The 23,941-nt window shown below is 40.7% G+C and carries 28 protein-coding genes; 19 read left to right on the top strand and 9 right to left on the bottom strand.

Features of this window, described 5'->3' with window-relative positions:
• Nucleotides 1–542 precede the first annotated feature (542 nt).
• The 3 genes from JMN32_RS16735 to JMN32_RS16725 form a co-directional block, all read right to left on the bottom strand.
• Nucleotides 543–686, bottom strand: coding sequence for a hypothetical protein (locus JMN32_RS16735; protein WP_202857508.1), 144 nt, complete (start codon nt 684–686; stop codon nt 543–545).
• A 145-nt stretch (nt 687–831) separates the two neighbouring features.
• The gene (locus JMN32_RS16730; RefSeq protein ID WP_202857507.1) at nt 832–1,110 is read right to left on the bottom strand and encodes a hypothetical protein; all 279 of its coding nucleotides are present in this window, start codon (nt 1,108–1,110) and stop codon (nt 832–834) included.
• Between the two features lie 101 nt (nt 1,111–1,211).
• Entirely contained in the window at nt 1,212–1,433 is a 222-nt protein-coding gene (locus JMN32_RS16725) for a helix-turn-helix domain-containing protein (RefSeq protein WP_202857506.1), read from the bottom strand.
• A gap of 208 nt (nt 1,434–1,641) precedes the next feature.
• Between JMN32_RS16725 and JMN32_RS16720 the strand changes: the two genes are divergently transcribed.
• The 7 genes from JMN32_RS16720 to JMN32_RS16690 all read left to right on the top strand — a co-directional run bounded on the left by JMN32_RS16720 (nt 1,642) and on the right by JMN32_RS16690 (nt 5,945).
• Complete coding sequence (locus tag JMN32_RS16720; protein WP_202857505.1) at nt 1,642–2,076, top strand: DUF6597 domain-containing transcriptional factor; 435 nt, start codon at nt 1,642–1,644, stop codon at nt 2,074–2,076.
• A gap of 147 nt (nt 2,077–2,223) precedes the next feature.
• Complete coding sequence (locus tag JMN32_RS16715; RefSeq protein ID WP_202857504.1) at nt 2,224–2,526, top strand: ArsR/SmtB family transcription factor; 303 nt, start codon at nt 2,224–2,226, stop codon at nt 2,524–2,526.
• 34 nt (nt 2,527–2,560) lie between these two features.
• Complete coding sequence (locus tag JMN32_RS16710) at nt 2,561–2,866, top strand: CBU_0592 family membrane protein (RefSeq protein WP_202857503.1); 306 nt, start codon at nt 2,561–2,563, stop codon at nt 2,864–2,866.
• Nucleotides 2,812–3,753: a proline dehydrogenase family protein gene (locus JMN32_RS16705; protein WP_202857502.1), complete on the top strand. Its 942-nt coding sequence runs from the start codon at nt 2,812–2,814 to the stop codon at nt 3,751–3,753. The genes JMN32_RS16710 and JMN32_RS16705 overlap by 55 nt, the downstream gene beginning before the upstream one ends.
• Before the next feature lie 78 nt (nt 3,754–3,831).
• On the top strand, nt 3,832–4,524 hold the full coding sequence (locus tag JMN32_RS16700) for a hypothetical protein (protein WP_202857501.1): 693 nt from the start codon (nt 3,832–3,834) through the stop codon (nt 4,522–4,524).
• Between the two features lie 42 nt (nt 4,525–4,566).
• Entirely contained in the window at nt 4,567–5,142 is a 576-nt protein-coding gene (locus JMN32_RS16695) for a Crp/Fnr family transcriptional regulator (RefSeq protein ID WP_202857500.1), read from the top strand.
• Between the two features lie 65 nt (nt 5,143–5,207).
• Entirely contained in the window at nt 5,208–5,945 is a 738-nt protein-coding gene (locus tag JMN32_RS16690; RefSeq protein WP_202857499.1) for a DJ-1/PfpI family protein, read from the top strand.
• Between the two features lie 59 nt (nt 5,946–6,004).
• Here the strand turns inward: JMN32_RS16690 and JMN32_RS16685 are convergent, their stop codons facing one another.
• Nucleotides 6,005–6,877, bottom strand: a complete 873-nt coding sequence (locus JMN32_RS16685; RefSeq protein ID WP_202857498.1) for a LysR substrate-binding domain-containing protein — start codon at nt 6,875–6,877, stop codon at nt 6,005–6,007.
• A gap of 114 nt (nt 6,878–6,991) precedes the next feature.
• Between JMN32_RS16685 and JMN32_RS16680 the strand changes: the two genes are divergently transcribed.
• Both JMN32_RS16680 and JMN32_RS16675 read left to right on the top strand, forming a co-directional pair.
• Nucleotides 6,992–7,492 (top strand): lipocalin-like domain-containing protein, encoded by a 501-nt coding sequence (locus JMN32_RS16680; RefSeq protein WP_202857497.1) that lies wholly within the window; start codon nt 6,992–6,994, stop codon nt 7,490–7,492.
• Between the two features lie 20 nt (nt 7,493–7,512).
• A complete protein-coding gene (locus tag JMN32_RS16675; protein WP_202857496.1) occupies nt 7,513–7,851 on the top strand; it encodes a 5-carboxymethyl-2-hydroxymuconate Delta-isomerase in 339 nt (112 codons plus the stop codon).
• A gap of 60 nt (nt 7,852–7,911) precedes the next feature.
• On the opposite strand, the gene JMN32_RS16670 is transcribed toward JMN32_RS16675, so the two are convergent.
• Nucleotides 7,912–8,892 (bottom strand): hypothetical protein, encoded by a 981-nt coding sequence (locus tag JMN32_RS16670; RefSeq protein ID WP_202857495.1) that lies wholly within the window; start codon nt 8,890–8,892, stop codon nt 7,912–7,914.
• 152 nt (nt 8,893–9,044) lie between these two features.
• On the opposite strand from JMN32_RS16670, the gene JMN32_RS16665 reads away from it, so the two are divergent.
• Nucleotides 9,045–10,316: a sensor histidine kinase gene (locus JMN32_RS16665; RefSeq protein WP_202857494.1), complete on the top strand. Its 1,272-nt coding sequence runs from the start codon at nt 9,045–9,047 to the stop codon at nt 10,314–10,316.
• Between the two features lies 1 nt (nt 10,317).
• Nucleotides 10,318–10,980, top strand: coding sequence for a response regulator transcription factor (locus tag JMN32_RS16660; protein WP_202857493.1), 663 nt, complete (start codon nt 10,318–10,320; stop codon nt 10,978–10,980).
• Nucleotides 10,981–11,059: 79 nt separating this feature from the next.
• Here the strand turns inward: JMN32_RS16660 and JMN32_RS16655 are convergent, their stop codons facing one another.
• Complete coding sequence (locus tag JMN32_RS16655) at nt 11,060–11,542, bottom strand: DUF5362 family protein (protein WP_202857492.1); 483 nt, start codon at nt 11,540–11,542, stop codon at nt 11,060–11,062.
• 254 nt (nt 11,543–11,796) lie between these two features.
• Here JMN32_RS16655 and JMN32_RS16650 point away from each other — a divergent pair, with 254 nt between their 5' ends.
• The 8 genes from JMN32_RS16650 to JMN32_RS16615 all read left to right on the top strand — a co-directional run bounded on the left by JMN32_RS16650 (nt 11,797) and on the right by JMN32_RS16615 (nt 19,140).
• The gene (locus tag JMN32_RS16650) at nt 11,797–12,759 is read left to right on the top strand and encodes an NAD(P)-dependent alcohol dehydrogenase (protein ID WP_202857491.1); all 963 of its coding nucleotides are present in this window, start codon (nt 11,797–11,799) and stop codon (nt 12,757–12,759) included.
• 43 nt (nt 12,760–12,802) lie between these two features.
• A complete protein-coding gene (locus JMN32_RS16645) occupies nt 12,803–13,462 on the top strand; it encodes a Crp/Fnr family transcriptional regulator (RefSeq protein ID WP_238354516.1) in 660 nt (219 codons plus the stop codon).
• A 125-nt stretch (nt 13,463–13,587) separates the two neighbouring features.
• Nucleotides 13,588–16,020 carry a TonB-dependent receptor gene (locus JMN32_RS16640; protein ID WP_202857490.1) on the top strand — a complete coding sequence of 811 codons (2,433 nt, stop codon included), beginning with the start codon at nt 13,588–13,590 and terminating at the stop codon, nt 16,018–16,020.
• A 36-nt stretch (nt 16,021–16,056) separates the two neighbouring features.
• Nucleotides 16,057–17,019: an NAD(P)-dependent alcohol dehydrogenase gene (locus tag JMN32_RS16635; protein ID WP_202857489.1), complete on the top strand. Its 963-nt coding sequence runs from the start codon at nt 16,057–16,059 to the stop codon at nt 17,017–17,019.
• Between the two features lie 78 nt (nt 17,020–17,097).
• Nucleotides 17,098–17,574, top strand: coding sequence for a MarR family winged helix-turn-helix transcriptional regulator (locus tag JMN32_RS16630; protein ID WP_202857488.1), 477 nt, complete (start codon nt 17,098–17,100; stop codon nt 17,572–17,574).
• 11 nt (nt 17,575–17,585) lie between these two features.
• On the top strand, nt 17,586–18,125 hold the full coding sequence (locus tag JMN32_RS16625; protein ID WP_238354515.1) for a GNAT family N-acetyltransferase: 540 nt from the start codon (nt 17,586–17,588) through the stop codon (nt 18,123–18,125).
• 112 nt (nt 18,126–18,237) lie between these two features.
• On the top strand, nt 18,238–18,690 hold the full coding sequence (locus JMN32_RS16620; protein WP_202857487.1) for a VOC family protein: 453 nt from the start codon (nt 18,238–18,240) through the stop codon (nt 18,688–18,690).
• A 72-nt stretch (nt 18,691–18,762) separates the two neighbouring features.
• Nucleotides 18,763–19,140, top strand: a complete 378-nt coding sequence (locus JMN32_RS16615; RefSeq protein ID WP_202857486.1) for a nuclear transport factor 2-like protein — start codon at nt 18,763–18,765, stop codon at nt 19,138–19,140.
• 68 nt (nt 19,141–19,208) lie between these two features.
• On the opposite strand, the gene JMN32_RS16610 is transcribed toward JMN32_RS16615, so the two are convergent.
• The 3 genes from JMN32_RS16610 to JMN32_RS16600 all read right to left on the bottom strand — a co-directional run bounded on the left by JMN32_RS16610 (nt 19,209) and on the right by JMN32_RS16600 (nt 23,937).
• Nucleotides 19,209–20,027, bottom strand: a complete 819-nt coding sequence (locus tag JMN32_RS16610; protein WP_202857485.1) for a VanW family protein — start codon at nt 20,025–20,027, stop codon at nt 19,209–19,211.
• Between the two features lie 236 nt (nt 20,028–20,263).
• A complete protein-coding gene (locus JMN32_RS16605; RefSeq protein ID WP_202857484.1) occupies nt 20,264–22,465 on the bottom strand; it encodes a glycoside hydrolase family 9 protein in 2,202 nt (733 codons plus the stop codon).
• Nucleotides 22,466–22,611: 146 nt separating this feature from the next.
• The gene (locus JMN32_RS16600) at nt 22,612–23,937 is read right to left on the bottom strand and encodes a glycoside hydrolase 5 family protein (RefSeq protein WP_202857483.1); all 1,326 of its coding nucleotides are present in this window, start codon (nt 23,935–23,937) and stop codon (nt 22,612–22,614) included.
• Nucleotides 23,938–23,941 lie beyond the last annotated feature (4 nt).

The following is a 23,941-nucleotide window of genomic DNA, read 5'->3' as shown; positions in this document are numbered from 1 at the left end:
TTCGCAGGTATTATTTGACACTCAACCTTTCATATTGCGGTTGGTCGATGTAGGTTTTCTTCTACCATAGGTAAGCAGTATACTTGTATCAATTAAAGCCAACTATAGACAACAGAAATCCCTCCAAGAACCAGGTTCCGGAGGGATTTTTTGTTTCGGGCCGGTTGAGTGATGAGATTTGCTTTCCAGCCTCACCCAGTTTGAATTCTTCCCTTCCCTTGTTTTTTTCGCAGGTATTATTTGACACTCAACCTTTCATATTGCGGTTGGTCGATGTAGGTTTTCTTCTACCATAGGTAAGCAGTATACTTGTATCAATTAAAGCCAACTATAGACAACAGAAATCCCTCCAAGAACCAGGTTCCGGAGGGATTTTTTGTTTCGGTCTGGTTGAGTGATGAGATACGCTTTCTAGCCTCACCCAGTTTAAATTCTTCCCTTCCCTTGTTTTTTATTCGCAGGTATTATTTGACACTCAACCTTTCATATTGCGGTTGGTCGATGTGGGTTTTCTTCTACCATAGGTAAGCAGTATACTTGTATCAATTAAAGCCAACTATAGACAACAGAAATCCCTCCGAGAACCAGGTTCCGGAGGGATTTTTTGTTTTGGGCCGGTTGAGTGATGAGATACGCTTTCCAGCTTCACCCAGTTTGAATTCTTCCCATCCCTTGTTTTCATTCATAGGAATAATTCATGGTTTCAACCGGTTATCTTGCATTTGGTCGCTACAGGTTTTCGTATACTACAGGTAAGCAGTATACTTGTATCATAAAGCCAACTATAGACAACAAAAATCCTCTGCGAACCAGGTTCCAGAGGATTTTTTGTTATACCAGCTGCCTTTCTGGTAGAGTCTCATGCAGAAGACTCTTCGTTATAGTGCCAGCTGCTCCAAAACCTATAACTTTAACCTGAAGTCTTAGATAAAATTCCAAAGCCAATTCGCTAAGCGCAGCATCATTTCCGCAGTTAAGTTTTTTACTGTATTCTTCCAGAGTTTCATAATACCAGTCCAGAAGGCCATCGTCATCATGGTTTGGAAAGCCCGCCAGTATTAAGATAGCCTTGTTGAGGTCAAGTGAGAAAACAGTAGGGTCAAAGCCCAACTTGCCTAGCTCATAGGTAAACTTTGCTGCTTTTAGCTCTTTTGATTAAAAATATGGCCAGGTCTTTATTGAGGGACGTACCAGTAGTATTCTTTTCCATTTTATGCGTTTGATACAAATAATTCATGTAATTCAACTTCAAGAGCATCAGCGATGTTCATAAGTAAAGGTAGAGATGAGTTTAGTTGACCATCTTCTAGCTGCACAATCTTTAGCTCTGAAATTGAACAGGTTTTTGCCATTTCTTGAATCGATATATTTTTCTCTAATCTTAAGTTTTTGACATGCTGTCCGAATTGTTTTAAAAACAATTGTGGCTCCATTGGCTTATAGCATTGTTTATTTTATTTATAAACTAACTTCTAGTCAACTTATTATAGTAAGTACTTCTAGAGCGCCTGACTTAGAAAATTATGGGACAGTACGGTTTAAGGTATATGGAAAAGGGGCGAAACGATAGCCTGATTGTTTTCGTAAACTGATTTGTCTAAGTATCGTAAAATGATCAAAATGTAAACAAAGCTGAGATAAATGAGGATAAGTGAATACAGACCTACCGGCCGGCTAAGGCCATTTATCAAAGCTTACAGGATCATTGAAAGTGAGGACGAAATAGTTAACAGGGTAGAGCCTAACACCTTATTTGCTTTAGCTTTCCGTTTTAAAGGGCAGATCTCATATCATGATAGCGGGAAATTACCTTCAGCTACTTTCTCAGGCCTGAGAAAAACTGTACGACTCATAAACTATGCCCCAAAAACAGCGGCATTGATCGTGCAATTTACCGAAACAGGCGCATCAGCTTTTTTTAAACTACCCATATTTAAGCTATTCGAAGAAAGTGTTTCCTTGGATAATTTCTTTTATGTGTCAGAGATATCATCTATTAGTGATCAGCTGGCTGAAATAGAACCCAACCAAAGTAAGGTTGCGCTTGTAGAACAATTTTTATCTTTCCTGGAATAATCTCACGTAGAGGACTCAGCGTATTTAGAATCGTTAATAATGGCAAGCCATTTGAATGAGCGGCTTTCGTAGGGCAATGCATAATTATGCAGTAAAAAATTGTAAATAATATATTGATAATTCTCGATATGTAATTACATTTAAACCATGAGTATTGTAGAAATGAGCAAGGTGCTATCTAATAAGGCTAGGGTTGATGTTTTGGCCTGGCTGAAAAATCCGGAAAAAAATTTCCCGCCTCAAGTTAATGTCCCCAATTTCGATGACGGAGTATGCGTATGTCATATTCAGAATAAACTGGGCTTGTCTCAGTCTACTACCTCACACTATTTATCTATGATGGAAAAGGCAGGCCTTTTGATTGGTACCAGAATAGGAAAATGGACCTACTATAAAAGGAATGAAGAGCAGATTGAGAAGTTTATTCAATCTCTTTCCTCCGAGCTTTAAAAAAATTTAAATTAATAAATCTATAATTCTCGATATGTCAGAATACTTGTTTGATGCACTTGGGTGGACGGGATCCGTTTTCATAATAGCAGGCTATTGGCTCAATAGTCAGGGTAAACTTAACCCTCAAGGTTTGCCGTATCAGTTGATCAATGTGGTGGGTGGTTTGCTTTTACTGATAAATACTATGTATTACTCAGCTTACCCTTCTAGTGCAGTAAATGTGATCTGGCTATTCGTTGGGGGGTATCATCTTTTTAAAATATTTACTACAAAAAATACAACATGGATCAGGAACTCATTGAACTTGGAGCAAAATCGCTTAAAAAAGCAGCGTTGAATGAACAGGCTAAAGAATATTTGTTGAACAGCCCCGCTTTATTTCAAGCACTTAAAAAAGCAGCCGACCGATACATAGGCGGTGAAACGATGGATGAAACCATAGAAAAAGTGGTGTTGGAAAATGCCCGTGGTTACAAATGCTCTATGGAGTTTATGGGAGAAAACACACTTACTGAAAAGGAAGCCAATAAGGCAACGGATGAGTTTGTGAAAATGGCTGAAGAAATTGCATTTCAAAAGCTTTATTCCACCATCTCTCTTGATCTTTCCCATATAGGTCTGGCTATATCCAAAGAGCTTGCACAAGCCAACATCATCCGTATTCTGGATGCTGCGAAGGCTCATGGTACAGAAGTGATCATCAGTGCAGAAGGAGTAAACCGTACTGACGACGTTTTGGAAACGTATTTGCCTGTGGTGAAAGATTACAGCAATGTGTCGATCACTATGCAAGCGTATCTGCACAGGTCTAAAGATGATTTTCAGGAGTTGATCAGGCAACAGGGTAGGATCAGACTGGTTAAAGGAGCTTTTGATACGCCTACAGGTGTTTCCCTACCCAGAGGGAGAGAACTTGATGAAACTTATCTTCATTATTTGGATGCGCTATTGTCTGAAGGTCACTTATGTTCGATTGCCACACATGACAACAGCATCCAGCAGGAGGCGCTGAAGCTGATAAGTAAATACCAGCCATCAAAAGATATCTATGAGTTTGAAAGCCTGTATGGTATACAAGCGGAGCAATTGGCTGTATTAAAGGAGCAGGGACACCCTGCCAAAGTTTACTTTGTGTACGGCAAAGAGTGGTATTTATACCTATGCAATCGCATTGCTGAGTACCCATTGAATATCTTTCATGCAATTAACGACATAGTAGGTTAAAATACCGGAAACTCCTACCTTGTATTGGAGAGGACTCATGACCAAAGGTGTGGGGTCTTATACCAAAATGGGGTGAAAATGATAAAGCTTAATGAAAAGCCGTGCCATGTAATTCAGGTATTTTCTTGTTCGTATGAGTATGATAAGAAATTTAGAGAATACGGCTCGAGAAAGGACTATGTGAAATGGAAAGATGAGTTAAGCTCCGGTACCACAGTTGGTGAAGAGGTAGTTATTAATCGAGATTGCTACGAAAACAGGGAAGGTGTCCTCAGGGATCTTATAGTATTGGTCGATAACAACTTCAACACCTATGAGGATTATCTGAATCTTTTGAAGTTAAATGATCAGCTGCATGGCGATAATACCACACAGCTTGAGCAGAGCTATAAAATATATCTAAGGCAGCAAAAAGGCTTACTTCTGGGAGCAGCGAAACCATGGGCACAAGGCGTGGAAATATTTAAACTGCGTTTTGGAGGTGCTATCGAGTTGTTTTTGAATTGGGACTATTGGAATGTAGGCGAACCGAAGAGGCAGAACTATAAGATTGCAGAACTTAAGGAAGGTGTACCGGTTAATATTCTGATAGATGGAAAAAGAGACTTCTCTCTTTCAGGCCGAAGGAAGCGCGTGTATATAGAAAATAACTATATCATAGAGTATAAAGGCATCCATGACCAAGTATGGGTGTTGGATGATCATAAGGTTTTTACGAAAAAGGTGCCTAACAAATGTAAGGAGGTAAACCTGTTGAAACATTTGAAGTAACCTGGCCTCGGTCTGTTCGTAGGATAACTTTAAGAAACACTTATGAATAACGCGCTTTATAACCATATTAAAAGGTTTGTTGACATTGACAAAGCCGAGTGTAGTAAGTTGCTGGGCTATTTTGATCATTTCAACCTGGCCAAAAAGGATACTGTCACCCATGCCGGGGAGAAGTGTGACCATCTTTACTTTGTCTTGCAGGGCTGTCTTCACACCTATTTTATAGATAATAATGGAGCCGAAAAAACCATCCAGTTTGCTATTGAGGACTGGTGGATTACCGATTTTTTGGCATATCATCATCAAATAAAAACAGAGTATTGTCTTCAGGCTGTAGAGGCCTCAAAAGTGCTTTGCATAACTTATGAAAAACAGCAGGAGCTCTTTGCCGAGCATCCGGTTATGGAGAGTTATTTCAGGAAAATATATGAAGTAGGCTACGGAGCAGCTATACGGAGACTACAGTACATTTTTACCTATTCGAAGGAGGAGATATTTTACCGGTTTAGAGATGAATTCCCTGAGTTTGTCAACCGCGTGCCTCAGTACCTGATAGCAACCTATCTTGGATTAACTCCTGAATATGTGAGCAAATTAAGAAGAAAGCCGGTTTCTTAAACTGGTTCAAGTTTTTTCTATAATGTGCAGGATACCTTTGTCACAAATTTAAACGAATACCGGTTATGAAAGGAATGAAAATACTTACCCTTATACTCATCGTAGTTTTATCAGGGTGTGACACAAAAAAAGATGCACAAAAACAGCTGAAGCAGGAGATAGGAGGTAGTACAGCTAACAACGAGCAGCTAAAACCTATTAAGGAAGGTCTTCCGATTATAGGGCTACTTGTATATGAAGGTGTACTTACCACAGAAGTTACTGCGGTACTGGATGTATTTGCAAAGCCAACAGAGAGTGGCGAACAGCTCTTTAATGTAATCACTATTGCAGAAAGTGATAAGCCATTAGTTTCTGAAGAAGGTCTGAAAATAATCCCTGATTATACTTTCGAGAATTGCCCGAAGCTTAAGGTGTTGATGGTGCCGAGTGCGTATGATATGCATGCCCAGGTAAACAACAGTAAAATAGTCAACTTCATCAAAGAAAGAAATAACGAAACGGAATATACAGTTAGTAACTGCGCGGGTGCACATTTGATAGGAGCCTCTGGTATTGCGGATGGCAAGAAAATAGTCACCTGGGTTGGAGGTGGAAAAGAGCTTCAGAAGAATTACCCAAACCTACTCGTGCAGGATGACTCCCTGATTAGTTATGTAGAGGACGGGAAGTTTATTTCCTCTAACGGTAACCTAGCCACCTACATATCATCATTGGAGTTGCTCGAAAAGCTTACGAGTGAGAAACACAGAGCATTTGTAGAGTCTTATTTATATATTGACAGGTTGAGGGATTGGGAGTAGGGGAATTTTGAGCCTGTGAGGGGGGAGGTAAAGCATAACGTTTTACAATATGAGGTGTGTCAAATCAACCCTTGAATGACTTTATAAAATTCTTGTGTTGCTTTCTTCTCATAAACCTCCTTCATAGAAATTGCCACCCCTCGTCGGATCATGTTTTTCTCCTTGATAGGAATTGTAACGACACCCTTCGTGTCATGGACGGTGGTTTTTGCTAATATGGTAAAATGGTTGCCTGTTTTAACCAACTCAAGCAATGTTGGTATATCATTGATCTCCATAGCAACGTTTAAGCTCATGTGCTTGTCTTGAACAGAATTATTTAGAAAATGCCTTGTGCTAAAACCTTTTGCTGGCAAAACCAAAGGAAGCGGCGCAATATCATTAAGCTGAATGTCTTTTCGCTTCGTCATAGGAGAAGCATTTGAAGCCACCAGGCACATGGGAGATTCAAATAGCAGCAGGTAGTTAAAGTGTTTTTTCATTTCAACGTCCTGAAATGAAAGAGCGAAATCCAATTCAAGTTTTTCAAGCTTCTCTACCAGTTCGTCTGAGGTGCCAAAAGTTACCTGTACTGTAATTTTTGGGTAGCGCTTTGAAAATTCTATGAGCGCAGAGGTCAGTAGATGCCTGAGACCATGTGTAACACCTATTTTTAATTCTCCAGTATTTAATTCATTGAGGTCCTTTAGCAGTTGTAATCCACTATTGGCGCTGTTAATGCTTTGCAGAGCATAGGTCGAAAACAATTCACCTGCCTCAGTGAGTTTAATTCGCTTACCGATCCTTTCAAACAGCAATACTCCAAGCTCTTCTTCAAGCTGCTTTATCTGCTGAGAGAGGGTGCTTTGGCTAATATATAAGTGGGAAGCCGCCTCCGTGAAATTGAGGAGTTCCTTGGCTTTTAAGAAATACCGTAACTGTCTTAGTTCCAAAACTCTAAATCGGTTTTATCGATCGATATGATAGAAAAATAACGTTTTACAAATTTATGTGTTTTGAACAGCTTTGCGCAAGAAGTTTTAAAAACACTTAATCAATCTTTTGCTATGAGAAATATGAAGAAAGTAATGTTGACCCTGTTGGCTTTTGCAAGTGCCTTGAGTGTATTTGCTCAAAAAAATGATGTTGAGTTAGTAGGTCCGTGGTCGTTGGTATCCATAGACAATATTTACCCTGACGGAACGCGAGTTCATCCCTACGGCGAAAATCCTGATGGCTTATTGATGTTTGACGATGAAGGTAACTATGCCATTCAGATTTTAAGAGCATCGAGACCTAAAATAGCTTCAGCGGATAAAAACAATTGTACTCCTGAAGAGTATGCTTCTATTGTAAAAGGAACAAACTCGCATTATGGCACCTACCAGCTCAATAGCACCGAGAAGACCATCACCTTCAATATAGCGCATGCTTCATTTCCTAATTGGGAAGGCACCGTACAGGAAAGATCGTTTACACTGGAAAACAATAAAATAAAGTATGTGGTGACTCGCACCACCCAGGGTGGTCAATCAGTAATAGCCGAAGTTGTCTGGGAAAAAATGTAAACTAAAAGGAGATAAAACTAATGCCACATTTTATTATTGAGTGCTCGAAAAATATTATTGAAATTAAGACTCCTGATGAAATCATGCAGCAGGTTTATAATGCTGCTGAGGAATCAAACCTGTTTGCTGAAGGGGATATTAAAGTCCGGATCAAGCCGTATGATTTTTATAATAATGGAAATCAGAAAGCCGATTTCATTCACATTTTCGGCTATATACTGCAAGGAAGAACAGTGGAGCAGAAAGCCAATCTGACAAAGCGTATTGTAGAGCGGGTAGAAGCGATGTTTGCAGATGTCCCGATCATATCGATGAACATCGACGATTTTGAAAAAGAGACCTACTGTAAGCACTCTTAATTTTAAAGGGGATAATGACTGTCCCCTTTATTTGGCTTAAGGGCTATCCAATTAATAAGACTAAAACATTCTTCCTGCCCTTGGATTATCATTGCGAGCTTTAATTTCGTCATCACTTAGAGCCGGCAAACCTATTAGCTCACGATTTTGGTTAACCTTTTCAGGGTCTACCTTTCCCGGGTGATACCCATATATAGAAACACCGGTGGTTCTGATAGATCGCAGATCTTCAAAAGGTGCCCAAAAACTCTTGGGGAGCTGTCCCTTAGCTATTTCCTGATCAATGGCCTTTTTAAAGAATTTCCATGTGGGTGTATCCTCACCATAACTGCCTCGCTGATGCCATAGTAGAAACCACGCATTTTTTTGCCAGCCATGCTCACGTGTAATGTTAATCAACTCACTGATATTCAGTGAATCAATGGTCTGCATCATTTTTTGATTGTACTGCTTTAATTCTTCTTCAAGCTTAGGAAAGATGATTGCCTTATATTTCTTAATGGCCAGCGTATCATTTTTTTTCTGAGCCTCCATATACAAGGGAATAGCCTCACTTTTCATACCATCTGTAATGCCGAAATAGTAATCATCCAGTTTTCTTACAAACTGATCCCTGGCCATAAGCTCTTCTACTTTTAAATAAACTGTGAGGTTAGGTATAGATTGGTAATAAAGTTTGTAAAGAGAGTCGTATTTATCATGGATAAACTGCTGAAAAACCTTTATATCGATGAGGTCTTCATGAGTAGTAAGGGGCTCCAGACTTACTCCTGCTTGTATCACCGCTTCGCAGGTTATCTCCTGCACCTTATCGACAGCACCTACTCGTGCGGCACAAATTATGGCATTTAAGTACTCGGGTTGTTCGGCTATCCCTTTCTCTTTAAAGGCTTCATGGTAATGGTTAAGGGCACCCCGATAGTTTTTTTGCTCCATGGCCCTGAATGCTTTCAGGCTGAGCATATCAAATTTTTCAAATTGGTTTTGAGCTATAAGTTTACCGGAGAGAACCAGCGTGAGTATTAATATGAGTGTCTTCATGGTTTTGTTTTTTACTCAAACCTAGTTCCTGATATTCTTAATTTTGGTTAAGCCATTACGAATGATGGTTAATGAAAAGTGAAAAAGCTTAATAAAAACCTAAAAGACTTAAATCGCTTTTCCTGAATACAATTCTTGTTTACCTTGCTTCGATGCTGGTAAAGAATTTATGGGTCGTTTTGCTTTCTGTTCTCTTTTTTTGTGGAATTATTGGCTGGCAGCTAAATCATCTTGGAGAATTGAAGACATTGAGGGATGAAATATTTAATAAGCAGGCAAAAAATGACTTGCGAACCTTAGGTACCGCTTTGAAATCATCCACCGCATGGGGTGAAGAGGGGTTTGATATTGATGATCTGGATCATGAAATGGTATCTTCATTCCAATGTGCTGTGGATTCATTGCTCCAATTGTATTTCGAAGATGAAGCCATGGAGTGGGGAGTGATTGATAAAGATCGGGATAGTGTAGTACTGGCTAGTGTATCGGAAAAGGAGTACTGGCTATTGAAAACAAGCGAGGTAGAAACCTGTCTGTCATGCCTGGTATCCATATCTTTTACAGATCAGGAGGGAGGTATGATTATAAACCACTCAGTAGCAGATATCAGAGCCATGTTTGGTACAGATGAAGACGTGATGTTTCTGGCTGTTTTTAGAAAGGATAATCAACGGATAGCCTGGCCGGATTATCTGGTTTTCGTATTTGTTATTGGTTTATCGTTATTGTTTGCCTTCTCCATATACCTGAATTCAAGGCAAAAGAAGCTTATTGAGCAAAAGAATGAATTTATCAACCACCTTTCGCACCAGTTTAAAACGCCGTTGGCCTCTATACGGCTTGGAACCAACATGCTTTTAAAATCCGATGAGTTTATGCATAATAAAATGCTTCATATCATACATCTGGAGAGTAATCGGTTGGAGAAGCATATACAAACAGTATTGCAATGGGTAAAGTCGGGAGCACAAGGGCTACAGTTAAACTGTGCCGTGCAAGATGTAGTAGCCGTAACTCGGCATGCTCTGAGGCAAATGGATCCTGTCTTTAAGCAGGAACAGGTAATCGTACAAACAGATTTTGAAAAGGAGGAGGTAATGGCTTCAGTGGATGAATATCATCTCACATTGGTATATTTTAATTTGTGGGAAAACGCCATTAAACATAATCCTTCAGGATTGCGATTGACTATAGTGATGAAAGTGCAGGGAGAGTATCTTAGTATTGAACATAGAGATAATGGGCAGGGGTTTGATCCAAACAAGCCAGGGAAAAACAGCATGTTTACAGGTTTGGGGTTGCTCTATGTTAAGAAAGTGATGAAAGCACATAAAGGAAGTGTTGAAATAATTTCTTCACCAGAAGAAGAAGGAACACAAATAGTATTACGAGTACCACTGGCAGAACTGAAAATGATCGAATGATATGCATGTATTGCTCGTAGAAGATGACTCAAGTTTTGGCTACATATTGTCAGAATACCTGACAATGAAGTCTTTTAAAACTATCTGGGTAAAGGGTGAAAAAGCAGCGTCAGAGAAGTTGCAAACTGCTCAGTTTGATTTAGCCATTCTTGATGTGGGCTTGTCCGATGGTAATGGATTTTCCTTAGCGGAGTCGCTCAAAGTAATATGTCCGGAAACGCCCTTTATCTTTCTTACAGCCCGCGATTTTAAAATAGACCAACTAAAAGGGTACAGGCTGGGAGCTGACGAGTATGTGACTAAACCGATAGATGAAGAGGTATTGGTGGCGAAGATTGAGGCTATTATGAGTAGAAGAGAGCAGCAGAATTTAGTACAACTACGGTTTTCTAACATTAACCTCCAATATAAAGAGCAGTTACTTGAGGTAGGTACAAATAAGTACCGATTAACAACCAGGGAAAATGACTTGCTCAAAAGGTTGATGGAGCGCCAGGGTAAACTGGTTTCCAGAAAAGAATTGCTAACAGCTTTGTGGGGCTCAACGGATGAATTTTCTCGAAAGAGTATGGATGTTTTTATTTCACGGCTGAGGAAGTATTTGCAAGAGGGAAGTTCAGTGAGAATCAGGAATGTACACGGAAAAGGGTTTGTATTGGAATAGAAAGAAGCAGAGGTAAAGTGCCCTCCATGGATATGGGTAGACACTTTAATTCTGCTTGTTTATTTGGAGATTCTATTATTTAAAAATTTCCAAGGGCTCCAAAAGCACCAAATACAATGGCTCCGATAATGGCTAATACATAAATGCCTATCATAACTACTATAAGTATACCTATAAATTTGTAATGCGATTTCAGGTTTTTGAAAGCTACACTGAGTTCGTGATTATTGCCACTGCGGATAGCATTTCGAATATTGGTAGAGAAGTTATACAAATAGTACAAAGGGAAGAAGTATAAAAGTCCCATGACCACATAGATTAAACCAATTACAAAACCGGGAAAAGGCATATCAGCCTGCGATCCCATAGTAGATAACATGGTGCCAGAAAATAAGCCTGCTAGTATAATAAACCCGGTACCGATAAATCCGAGGATGGCAATGAACCTACCCCATTTACCAGTCTCATTTAAATAACCAGCTATTTCCTGCGTTATTACCAAGTCACTTTTCCCGCTGCCTGCCATGTGATCCAGGGGGCTTGAAAGATTTTCGTTTTCCATTTTTAAATTTGTTTTAAGACGATGACTTCCAATATATCCTTTTAATTTTTATTAGGCAGGGATAGGAGTGTATTTATTCGTTTATTGACGCTGCATTTATGGTCATGTGCATCCACCCCAAACCCTGACCATCAAGCCGCCGTATATATCACTTATCATTTTTTACGAGGATGTAATGTTTAATTATGATTAATTCATTGCAGGGTTAAACCTGACTAATTACATTCCAATTATAATAACCTAAAACCTAAAATATGAAAGCAACTATTGTCACTCGATATGGTCCTCCGGATGTTCTCCAAGTTAAGGAAGTGGAAAAACCATCGCCTAAAGAGAATGAAGTACTCATTAAGGTTCATGCTTCAACAGTGATTATGGGAGACTGTGAGATCAGGGGTATGACGTTACCTTTATGGACACGCATCCCTTTACGTCTGTTTATGGGTTTCAACAAGCCCAGAAAGTTGGTAGCAGGAGCTGAGTTTTCGGGAGTAGTAGAGGCTGTGGGGGGCAAAGTAACTTCATTCAGAGAAGGAGATCATATTTTTGGTACTGGAGGTATGTATATGGGAGCCAATGCGGAATATATGAGCCGAGATCCTAAAAACATGGCTGTAAAGCCCGTTGAAGTAAGCCATGAAGATGCCGCGACCCTGCCGGTAGGAGGGATTAATGCCCTACATTTTTTAAGAAAGGCCAACATCCGGCCCGGACAAAAGGTATTGATCATTGGGGGAGGAGGCAGCATAGGTACCTATGCTGTGCAACTTGCCAAAAACTATGGAGCAGAAGTAACAGCTGTTGATAGCGGAGATAAGCTGGATATGTTATTGTCACTTGGAGCAGATCATGTAATTGACTATACCCGAGAGAATTATTTTGAAAATGACCAAAAGTATGATGTTATATTTGACTTGATCTACAGCACACCATTTTCAAAAGGCTTAGGCATACTCAAAGATGATGGGTGTTACCTGTTGGCCAATCCGAGTCCGGTTAAAATGATCAAGGCGAAATGGAGCGGAAAGAATGTGATTTTTGATTTTGCAGAGGAGACTCCGCAAGATCTGCGTTATCTCGCAACATTGCTTAAGGAAGGAAAAATAAAATCGATTATAGATAAGTGCTACCCATTAGAGCAGGTAGTTGAAGCTCACCGATATGTAGAAAGCGGCCATAAAAAAGGTTGTTTGGTTTTAAAAGTTGCAGATGAATAAGTCTTGCGGAATAGTAGAAATGATAATCTAATGAAGAACTAAAATGAGAGATACAAACGAAGGGGCAATAGAAGGGGTAGGATTGTCAGCTTATAAAGATCAAATGGATAAATGCCTCGGAGAAGTTAGCCTTACCGAGGAAGAATTGCAGGCGATTTCAGCAGCTATTGAAATCCGAGCATATAAAGCAGGGACGATATTGTTGGAGGCTGGAGAAATAGCCACAGAGTGCTACTTGAATTTGAAAGGGTGTGTAAGGCAATATTACTTTATTGATGGAGAGGAGAAAACGACCTTTTTCTATACTGAAGATCAGCCCATAGCCTCGTTTGCAAGTGCCACTAAAAAAATGCCATCAACTCATTACCTGTCTTGTGTAGAGGATACAGTGTTATCCGTAATGTCTTTTGAGAAAGAGGAAAAGTTATATAAGAAATATCCAAGATTTGAATCATTGTGCCGGATAGGGGTAGAGGAGCAGTTGGGTGACTATCAGGAAATACTGGCCAAGTATATTACCTCCAGCCCTGAAGAGCGTTATTTGAACTTATTAGAGACAAGACCTGACTTGTTGAACAGAGTGCCCCAATATCAGCTGGCAAGCTATTTAGGTGTTAAGCCTGAGTCGTTGAGCCGAATAAGAAAGAGGATAATGCTTAAGCCGGGAGTGAACGTTAAACTGGCGCAGGTATCTATGACCTAAGGTCTTTATGTCTGGTAAGTATTTAAAAATCAAATAAAAAACTCTTCTTAACTTAAGTCAATCACTTATCAAGCTTTATCAACCTACCTTTGAGTTAAGGTCAAAAACTCAAAATAAATAGATTGATGAAGAGAATAATTTGTTTTTTTCTAGTCGTTCTGCCCATCTGGAGCAAGGGGCAGACGCTAACCCAAACTGTACGGGGTGCAGTGGTTGATATAGACAGTAAGTCACCATTAATAGGTGTCACCGTAATTGTGGCAGGTACCGATCCCATGATTGGAGCTGTTACAGATCATAATGGAGAATTCAGAATACCACGGGTTCCTGCCGGGAGAATTACTCTGCAGCTTAGCTATATAGGCTATGAAAGTCAGGTCCTGCCAAACATTGTAGTCAACTCCGGCAAAGAGGTAGTGCTGGACTTGGAAATGCAGGAGTCTGCCATTAAAATGGACGAAATTGTGATTACTGCCAATAAGAATAAAGGCGAAGCCATTAATGATATGGCGATAGTTAGTGCCCGTTCCATTTCTGCTGAAGAGACTAATCGCTATGCCGGAGGGTTTAATGACCCATCACGAATCATGTCCAATTTTGCCGGAATTACCAGTACTCAGGATGGAAGCAACGATATCATTGTTAGAGGTAACTCTCCGAAATATATGCAATGGCGATTGGAGGGGGTGCAAATCACAAACCCAAATCATTTTGCAGATCAAAGCGCTGTTTCCGGAGCTGTAAGTACACTGAATAATAACCTGCTGGCAACGTCCGATTTTTATACTGGTGCATTCTCTCCCGAATATGGCAATGCGTTATCAGGAGTATATGATGTAAAACTTCGGCCAGGGAATAATGAAAAATTTGAATCCGTTTTTGGATTTGGGCTTTTGGGTACTGACTTGACACTAGAGGGACCATTTAGGAAAGGGTATAATGGCTCTTATCTGGTGAATTATCGGTATTCAACGGCCTCTCTTATTAGCCAGATGGGACTGGTAGATGTTGAAGGTGGTGTTCCTAAATTTCAGGATGCTGCTTTTAAGGTTGTGTTACCCACCAGTAAGCTGGGAGATTTTTCTTTGTTCGGATTGGGAGGCTTGAGTGGGTTTTCTTTTGAAGATGTCACTCCTGATGTATGGCAAACGCCAGGTAACAGGTTTATGCAGGAAAACCTTAAAGAAGATTTTGAGAAAGATTCCCACCTACTTAATCTGGGGTTGAGTCATCATTTTACGATTAATAGTAATAGCTTCTTAAGCACTACTTTATCTTATTCAAGTGAAGGGATTCGGGATAAAGTTTATGAGAGGGGCATCGTGAAAAAATATGATAGTGAAGGTAGTTTTCTGCGCGACTCGGTGATTAGCAAGACACTGAATTTCAAAAGCAAACTAAACAAGTCAAGCTATCGGGGAGACGTAACCTACCATACTAAGCTGAATGCAAATCATAAAATACAGATAGGGGCTAAGTATGCATTTTTCCAGTATTCATTCAGTCAAAGTAAGCTGGATGATGTCATAGCCGACCGTTTTACACTTATTGATCTTGATGAAGGTATAAGTACTGTGAGTAGTTTCATCAGCTGGCAATATAGAATGAATGAAAACATTACACTGGTTTCGGGTATTCATAATATGAACGTTTTGCTCAATAACAAGACTACATTTGAACCCAGAGTGGCTGTTCGCTGGCGGGTGAGTCCTGTTAGCACCATACAGGTCGGGTACGGTAAACATAGTATTATGGAGAGTGTACATAATTATTTCGCCAAGGTGAAGCAGCCGGATGGAAGTATTATAGAGCCTAATAAAGAACTGGACCTACTCAAAGCCCATCATTATGTGATTGGGTATGAAAACCGCATCAATACAAACCTGCGGGCAAAGGTGGAGATGTACTATCAGGATCTGTATGACCTGCCTGTAGAAAACAACAATACAAGTTACTACAGCACCATCAATGAAGGGCTTGATTTCAGATATGTAGCCCTTGTGAATAAAGGTACGGGCAAGAATTATGGGGTGGAAATCACTTTGGAGAAATTCTTTAAACGAGGCTATTACTACATCATCAATGGGGCGTTATATGAATCGAAGTACAAGGCATTGGATGGGGTTGAGCGCAATACCCGGTATAACGGTAATTATCTGGTGAATATATTGATGGGTAAAGAATTTACAGGGTTGGGGAAAAAGGAAAATCAAACGCTTGCCTTTAATGGCAAAGTGTTTTTAGGAGGAGGTAAAAAGATCATTCCCCTATTGAGAGATGAGCAGGGTAATCTGGCAGTAGATCCGGCAAATGATCAATATTGGGATTACAGCAAGGCCTATGAAAATGATATTGAAGATGTTTATCAAATTATCTTATCCGTAAGTTATAAATGGAACAGGCCAGGAGCTACCCATGAACTTTATCTGAACCTGGATAATCTCACCAACACAAAAGGCAAACTGTCAGAATATTATGATGAGGGTAAACCGGGGTCAGTGGGGTATGTAACACAATTTGGATTTTTTCCGAATCTCATGTATAGAGTGTATTTTTAAGTTAAGTATAGAAAATAGAACCAAACCCCAAGAATTTTGAGGGCAATTGTTTATCGGAAATATGGAAATCATGATGTACTCAAGGTAGAAGAGGTAAATAAACCTGCTCCAAAAGATAATGAGATACTGGTCAAGGTAAAAGCCACATCTATTAACTCGTGGGATTGGGATCTGATTACTGGTAAGCCCTATGTCTACAGGCTGTTATTTGGTTTGTTTAAACCCAGGCATACCATTATTGGGAGTGATGTTGCCGGAGTTGTTGTGGCTGTAGGTAAAAAGGTAAAGCGGCTAAAGGTGGGTGACGAAGTGTTTGGCGATATTTCGGATTCAGGCTTTGGTGGATTTGCAGAGTATGCATGTGCCAGGGAGAGTGCCTTGGCCATTAAGCCTAGTACCATGAGCTATGAAGAAGCAGCCGCATTGCCTCAGGCAGGAGTATTAGCTCTTCAGGGGTTGCGCAGTTGTGGAGGGATCAAGGCAGGATATAAGGTTCTGATCAATGGAGCAGGAGGTGGAGTAGGTACACTGGCCATACAAATGGCTAAGTTGCGTGGGGCGGAAGTGACAGCTGTTGATCGAGCTGAAAAGTTGGACCCCTTACGTTCATTGGGTGCAGATCACTTAATAGACTACGACAAGGAAGATTATACCAAAAGAGGTGAGCAATATGACTTGGTGCTGGATGTCATCGCCAGACGCTCTATATTAGATTATAGGTCGGCTTTAAAACCAAAGGGGGCATTGGTAGTAGTGGGTGGAGCGATTTCCACTCTTTTGTCAGTGGGAATACTTGGCTCATGGTTGGTCAAACCCAAACAGATGAGGCTTCTTGTACATGCTCCTAATTATGAAGATCTGGGGATTTTGTCTGAAATGTTTGAGCAGGGAGAACTAAGGCCTGTTATTGATAAAGTATACACTTTGGACAAAGCTTCTGAGGCCGTGAAGTACTTCGGTGAGGGCAAGTTTCTCGGGAAGATTGTGATGGTAGTTTGATCCTTGATCTCTTTTCAGGATTGCTTGTAAATATGAAAGTACTTTTATAAATTTACAAAAGTACTTTCATATTTACTTATGACAGACATCATTGAAAAATTAGGCTTCCTTTCAGGGGGTTCACGATTCAGAAGGATATATGAGAAACTGCAAATAAGTGGAGATCGAATCTACAAAGACTCAGGATTGGGCTTTAAATCCAGTTGGTTTCCGGTTTACTATGTGCTATCGAGAACAGAAGAACCACAAACTATTATGGAGATCACCAACCAGATCACTTTCTCCCATATTACAGTTAAGAATATAGTGAAGGAACTGGAAAAAGAGGGACTGGTGCATGTCAGTGCGAACCCGGAAGATAAAAGGTCTAAGTTGGTTTCATTAACCCCAAAAGGGTTAAAGCTTTTGGATAAGCTCAACCCGGTATGGGAGCAAATCTCAGGTGCACTAAGAGAGATACTTGTTGCGGGCCATCCTGAGATCATTGCTATTTTGGAAAGAATAGATAATGAATTGGAGCGCAACCCTCTTCATGAAAGAGTATCTACACGCTAATGGTTAAGGATATGGAAAATAAAACAATGAGAACCCAACTGATAATAAGAAGAGCACACCCTGATGAATACCAGGAAATCGGACAGTTAATGGTGCAGGTATATTCAAACCTTGATGGTTTTCCTAAACCCGATGAACGACCTCGCTATTATAAGCTGTTGGCAAATGTTGGAGATCTTACGGCCAAGCCGCAAGCGGAGCTGTTGGCAGCAGTTTCTACGGAAGGAATTATATTGGGAGCAGTAGTTTACTTTGGTGATATGCAGTATTATGGATCTGGCGGTACTGCTACAAAGGAAAAAAATGCCGGAGGCTTTAGGCTCCTGGCTGTTAATCCGGAAGCAAGAGGGCAGGGGGTAGGTAAGCTGCTTATCAATGCGTGTATTGATAAAGCCAGGGAAACCAAACGGGAACAAGTGGTGATCCATACCACAAAAGCAATGCAAACGGCTTGGAAGATGTATGAAAAGCTAGGCTTTGAAAGGTCTGATGATTTGGATTTTGAACAGGAAGGTCTGGAGGTTTTTGGCTTTCGGCTGGAGCTTTCTTAACGAGGTGCAGGCTGTACATGAAACTTCGCTATGACGCAATCAGCCCGCTAAATGGTCGCAAAAGCACTTTATATAAGAGGGAATATTTGATCTATTTTGTTATAAAAAACAAATGGCACAATTAAGCACCCAAAAAATCACCCCTTTCCTATGGTTTGAAGCCAATGGTCAGGAAGGAGCGGAATACTATACCAGTATCTTCCCCAACTCAAGAATTATCTCCAAAGCACCGATGGTCACAACCTTTGAATTGTGCGGTCAACGCTTCTCTATTCTGGAGGCTGGTCCGCACGATACTTTCAATGATTCGGTTTCCTTCTATATAGACTGTAAGGATCAGGAAGAGGTAGATTATTACTGGAATACCCTGGTTAATGACGGAGGAAAAGAGTCAATGTGCGGCTGGCTTCAGGATAAGTATGGCGTACGTTGGCAGATAGTGCCGGAAGCCCTGATCACACTGTCAAATGATTCTGATGCTGAAAAAGCGAGGAAGGTGTTCGGAGCTATGATGAAAATGAAAAAGATCATCTTCTCCGAATTGGAAGAGGCCTATAACAGTTAGTTGAAGAGCTAATCAGAGAACACATTTTTTAATGAATAGGCTCGGCATTTATGCAGCCTCGAAAAGTATATTATGACAAAAATTACAATAAAACCCGATTGTGGTAACGCGCCTAAGAAAACATTCATTCGTGATTTTAACGTTGCGTTTGCAGAAGGTAATGCTGCATTTATCCTGGACCATGTTGATGAAAATATCAGATGGTGTATCTATGGAGACTTTGATGTGAGCGGAAAGCAGTCCTTTAAAAAAGGAATTGATAAAATGCTGGCGTATCCATCTCCCAAAGAATTGATAATTGACTCAATTGTTACCCACGGCAGCGAAGCTGCGGCAAATGGATTGATGGTGATGGAGGATACCACATTTGCGTTTTGCGATATTTACAAATTTCGAAGCGCAGGCTCACGAGTATTGCTTGACTTGAAGTCTTTTGTGGTTAAAGTATAAGTGTGAATTTCAAACTAAATGACGGATTAAAGGGGGTATGTATAAATCGGCCATGTAGAAAATTAGCATTAGCGCTTTAACTGATCTTCTGTTGGTGTATACAGCACCTTGCCATAGTTTTCATACATTAATTCAGTTTCCAGAACTTTACCACTTTTAAATTTTGCAATCTTGTTTCGCCAAATTTTATTAGTCCTGAAGTATTGATTTCCCTTTTCTAGGAACTGATGATCTGTTTCGAAAACATGATAGGCAAAATCCAGTTCTTCATTAACCCTTATTTCTCCGTCGATCGTTTTTTCAGTTAGCCACAGGTTCATTTGAAAAGTCCACTCTGTGTTGTTGGTTAATTGAAAATCTAAGTAATTATAAAATATCGCGGAGCCACTTGCCCAAGGCAATACTCTCCCGTCATCAGGAAATGGGTCAATGCTGTGATGATGTCGTTCTGTTATGGTTAATGGTGAGTGTAAAGCTAACCAATGAAGCAGGTTGGTGCTTTGGCAAATGCCACCTCCAATTCCAGCTCTTGCTTTCCCAAATGAAAGCTCAATCCCCTCTTTAAATCCTTTACGTTTAGTTGGACGACCAATAATCTTATAAAAGGAAAATGTCTCTCCGGGTTTTATGATTAAGCCGTTCAAACCTTTTACTACAAGTTTAAGATTGTCCACCTTATTGTATTGCAGTTTCATGTCGGCATCGCCAAGTTTTCGTATAAGCTTGGATTGATGCTTTTTGACCCTGTAAGGAAGCTTTTCTGTTTGTTTGTATTTAGCGTAAATGTTACCGTCAATTTTCCAGATTACCATTCGATATATACGTTTTGTCCAGATGGACAAAAAATAGAGAATGGGATGTCTTTGGGATAAGAGTTTTCTGCTCATTTAACTAAATGTCAATAACAAATATAAAGAAAGCGAGATATACAATTTTAATTCCTTGGTATGAGCGTTAATTGTTCGCACCTCTTGTACTACACTCTTTAATTATCAGGCCAAGTATGGGTACTCACAGCTTAAATAAGCAATGACCATTTTAGAGCTGCGTCAGGAATTACACGTATGGGGGTGTACTTAATACCTTGCTTACCTCCTGTGGCTTATAATATTATCTCGTCTAGCTACCTCTTCACCACTTTGTCACGGTAGATAATTTGCCCATTCTTAAACAGGCATATCTGATAAATGCCATCAGGGAGAGTTCGTATATCTATCTGCTCCTCTGCCATCGCTTTCTGATCAATAACAAGTTCGCCTTGCATATTATATACTTTTACAACTGAGCTTCCCTTGTGCCCGATGATCAGTGTACCGGAGGAAGGGTTGGGGTATATAGCTATATCTTCATAGTTTTTAGGAGCCTGGGCACCAGTGGTAACATTAATCTCACAGCCAGACTGTTCGCTTGTGGAAACAAACTTTGAAAGTAACTGAATATATCCGACCTGATAGCCACAACTGTTTTCCGTAACGGACCATGAGTTCATGGGCCAGCTTGTATTGAAATCGTCGTATGCCTTCTGGCTGGGCTGTCCCACAATTCTAGAACGTTGAGCGGCGTCACACGAGGCTCCCCCACAGCCGGAGGGGCAACAACTATCCCAATCATAGGACGGATTTGCTCCACCTACCAGGTATCCCGGTGCAGGTCCGTACGGGTCTGTACCAACTCTGTCCCAATCTGTACCATCCCCAAACCAGGTATGATAAAATTCGTTAACGCCATTATCAGCACCATAAGCATACATATTTGACAGGTAGCAGAAGCTAAGCGGGTTTACACCGTGTATGTAGTGAAGGTACCTTTCGGCAGCTTTGGCAGCATCATCATATTTTGTGCTGCCATCGGTATAAGTGATATAATCCATAAACATCAGACCTTTCCTGGCTTTAATATGGTTGCTGCCCCAAACATATGTGGCAAGGTGAGCGGTATATGGGTCGACCTCACTGTAAAAGGCACTGAAGTTGTCAGTACCTTCCATGGCGGCCTTATAAGTGTCTTTGATAGATGAGGCTACTTCTGAGGAAACGCCTTGCAGCGATGCATAATGCAATAACATTTGCTGGTTCTCCTCTTCAAATGGAAACGCATAGTTCCACTGCATAAGGTGAATATCCTGATAATTACTTTCAATAAAAGTTTTGTATTTAGAGTCTCCGGTTGTCTGATACAGATGGATTGCAGCGCGCATTTTGTAAGCAAACCTTCCATAATCATCGGTTTCCTGCTGTCCTGCCCCAATACCCACTGAGTTATACTCTGAGCTGTTGTTTTTCCAGATCACATTGGGGTTGGCATCAGCCCAGTTCCACGCCTTTTTTGCACTTTCCAACAGTGTGCTACTGTAGGAGCCCATTCCCAGGTCACTGAAAATCCGGGCGGCATAGGCGTATGCTGCTGCACCGGCCAGTGCTGAAGTGGTATTTACTCCTCCGTAAAGGCTTTGGCCTGTGGCTGAAGAAGGAGGCGAGCCGCCTGCAAGGCTAACAATACTAATCAGAGAACCGTCAGAATCCTGAAGCCTGAGCAGATGGTCAAGACCCCACTTTATTTCATCTATCAGGTCAGGTGTGCCGTTTCCTGAATAGGGTAGGCAATAATTATCCCCCCATATATCAGGGTTACTTTCATAAGCGTTAAGCATTCCTACAATGTAATTAGCTGTCCAGGGAGTGTACTTGTTGTAGTCGCCGGCATCATACCAACCTCCCCTCAGGTCGCGTTCAGTTGATGCGTTGGATTTATCGTCGTAGCGTCTGCAAAACGCATCTTGAAGTGTACCCAAATGACTTGCATTGTCTGCCCAATTTGATCCGGCATATTGAGCAGGCTTGTTGTAGCCGGCTCGCTGATAAAAGAATGTACGAACCGCATGTTTTAATACTTCGGCATAAACATGCTCGTCGATGGTGAATTCATAGGATCGCACGTTGTTGTCAACATCTAGCACGTAGTAATTCCCCGGAGTATCATAGGTTGAAAAATCAAACCACCAGGCCTGATCACCGGATGAGGCATCTTCTTTGCCTCCGTTCCATATCTCTGGTGTGGCGCTGAAAACCTTACTATTGTCACTTGCATTGACCAGTGCGTAGTTATCTCCCGGGCTGAAAGATTCTGCCGCATCAAAACCGGTAATTGGGTTTCTTATTACAGCAATTTTTTCTGAGCTCGGCCTGTACCCAAATTGATCTACTACAATGTATTTGGAAACCGTTTGAGATTCTGCAATACCGGGCAGGCCAGCCATTAAAAATAGGAGGTGCCATGCTACTTGATTACATTTTGATAAGGTACTTCTAAACAAGGAAATCATCATAATAGAATTTAACGGTTTAGTACTCACTGATTAAGGCATTGAGCATGTGTGGTCACTTTAAGGGGATTATTGCCTTATGAATATTTTTACTTATTGAAATTTAGCAATATGCTTGGCTGGTTAAGGGATAATTAACCAGCCTCATTTCACTTCTTTCCTGACAATACGCCGTTAGCTTTTAGGATCAATTCCAGCGTGGTAGAATCAGATGCAAATACAGAGTTAAGACCTTGAGGCTCCTGAGGAGGATCTGCCAGGAAATCGTCACCATGTTGCCATTTGCCTTTATTGGCCTCATCGGCTTTGCCATATCCGGCAAAGCCCCAGAAATTTAATCCGCTCAGTTTGTCTTGTTTATTTTTACTTTCAAGTACACGTTTTATAATAGCACCATAAAATATATTTCTGTTTTCTATGGAAGCTTCGGGGGAGAGGCTCTCTTTTTCTCTCGGGAACCCAAACTCTGACATAACGATAGGTTTATGCAGTTTTTGTGCGATGGCAATATGTTCGTCCAGATAAGCATTCGCTTTTTCGATCGATATCTTAGTGGTCTCTTCTTCATTATTTGTATCATACCATCCCCAGTTTTTGGGCCACATATGCATGGTTAAGTAATCTATGTCGGGATTGGTATGCAAACGTTCATACATGTCGATATCATCAAGATAACTTGCCTTGCCCTCAGCGCCAGTGGATATAAGGTGCATCGAATCCAGTGACTGAATTTGAGCTACAGTGGCTTTCAGCCATTTAGCAAACGCTTTTTCATGGTCTGGACTGAATACTCTGGGTTCATTAGCTACCTGCCATGACATGATCGTGTTGTCTTGTGTATATGGAATCTTGGTATACGAGTTGGTACGTCCTATAATGAAGGCAACATGCTTTGAAAAGGCCTCCATGCAAGGTTCGCAGGTATGAAATTGCTTAGTGTAATTCATGTATTGAGGCCATGTGTAATCCTCTAAAAAAGGATTAGGTACTTCGCCATATCCATTCCATTCCAAGTATTGCGACATCCCGCCAGACCATATCCAGTTGTTATTCATGTATAGGATGGCATACATATTTCTCTTGCGCATTTGCATCAATAAAAAGTCCAACCCATCCAGTAAGTCCTCATTATATACCCCTTGCTTATATTGCAATGCCGGATGAACTCTGGAGTCTTTTCCATCTCCTTCTGCTCCAACCAGAATACGCAGGTTGTCGATCCCTAATTCCTTCATCAGGTCAAGCTCCTTAACAAGCCGGTCACGATTACCAATGTTATTGGCTGCGATTAGAGGTCCATACCAGTAATTAGCTCCTACAAAATAATAAGGGCTGCTTCCCTTATAAAAAATACCGTCTTTAACAGTGATGAGTTCTATTGGTATCTTTCTGGCTACGCGTGAATCATGAGCAACTTTACAAGCGAGCAGGAGTTGTGAGCTGATGAGAATGAGTATAAGTTTGAGTGTCTTCATGATA

The sequence above is a fragment of the Fulvivirga marina genome (genome assembly GCF_016775155.1).
Taxonomy (GTDB): domain Bacteria; phylum Bacteroidota; class Bacteroidia; order Cytophagales; family Cyclobacteriaceae; genus Fulvivirga; species Fulvivirga marina.
The sequence above is the reverse complement of the archived record's forward strand: the minus strand, read 5'-3'. Positions and strand labels throughout refer to the sequence as shown.